The 1,391-nt window shown below is 64.6% G+C and carries 1 pseudogene; it reads right to left on the bottom strand.

Annotated features, from left to right (window positions below):
* Window positions 1–1,391, bottom strand: a pseudogene (locus tag I6U14_RS01095) (sulfatase-like hydrolase/transferase); the annotation flags it as partial.

Below are 1,391 nucleotides of genomic sequence, written 5' to 3'. Positions count from 1 at the left end.
GGCCCGCTTTGCAAGTGCTGGATCGGACTGCCATCGACGGCGGTCGCCCGTGCATCTTCGAGCTGCTTGGCGTCCTCCGGCGTGAGCTGCGGGCGGTCGACCGTGATGGTCAGCTTGTTGAGCTGGGCGGTCAGCGGGAACGGCGGCTTGTAGTCGGCGTCGTTGACCCCGGTCAGGGTATCCGAGCCGATGTCGAAGCTCTCGTCCCACTGCAGGATGATGGGCAGCGTGTGCTCCAGCTTCTGCGTCTGCACAACCTCGCCATCCACCTTGAGGACGCCGGTGCCGGACTGCCCGATGCCGCTCATGTTGTTGTAGGCGAGGGTGCCATCGCCAAGGCCGTCGTACTGGAAGTCGAACTCGATGGTGTGCTGTCCGGGTGAAAGCGCTTCTGGACCTTCCCACTTGACGCGTTTGAGGTTGATCAGGTTCCACAGGAAGACGGGCTTACCCTCGAGCAGGTAGAAGCCGTAGCCTGCGAAGCGCCCGCCCGAGGTGAGGATCATGCCCTCGGCGCCATCCGCCGGCACGGTGATGTCGGCCGTGATGGTGTAGGAGCTGTTGAGCAGAGACGGCGAGTCACCCTGGGGCAGACCGACCATCGGGCGCGTGTAGACGAACTCGGTGCGCCCGGCGGTGATGTTCGGGCGGGGTGCGGCCATGCGTGCCGCCACCGACGCATTGAGTGGAAACACCTGGTATTTCTTGGCTTCCGCGATGAACTTCTCCTTCAGCTCCGCCACCTTCTCCGGATGGTCGGCGGCGATGTCGTTGGACTGGGTGAAGTCTTTGGTCAGGTCGTAGAGCTGGAAGGTCTGGTTGTTCAGCGGGTCGGGATTGGCCGCGCCGAAGGCCTGCCAGGGCGCCCGATTGACCTTGGTGCTCAGGAGCCAGCCATCGTCGTACAGCGCCCACTGGCCCATCATCTCGAAGTACTGGGTCTGGTGGCGCGACGGTGCGTCGGCGTTCTCGGCGTCGAAGGTGTAGGCGAAGCTGGTGCCCTCGATGGGGGCCTGCCCGATGCCGTCGACCTCCTCGGGTGCGGGGATGCCGGTGACCTCGAGGATGGTCGGCACGACATCGATGACGTGGATGAACTGCTCGCGCAGCGCGCCCTTGTCTTTGATCCGCGCCGGCCAGGAGACGACCATATTCTGGTTGATGGCGCCGAGCCGGGAGGCGTTCTGCTTGAACCAGTCGAAGGGCGTGTCGAAGGCCCAGGACCAGCCCGCCGACATGTGGTTGTAGGTCTCCTCGGTGCCCCAGACGTCGTACCACTGCATCTGGGTCTCCACGGGCATCTCGTTGACGCCGTTGAAGAAGGCCACCTCGTTGGGGGTGCCGAGCGGGCCGCCCTCGGCGCTGGTGCCGTTGTCGCCGTTGATGTAGAT

This window comes from Thiohalocapsa sp. (genome assembly GCF_019695415.1).
In the GTDB taxonomy this organism is placed as follows: Bacteria; Pseudomonadota; Gammaproteobacteria; order Chromatiales; family Chromatiaceae; genus Thiohalocapsa.
Note: the sequence above shows the minus strand (reverse complement) of the source record. Positions and strands in the feature narration are given on the sequence as shown.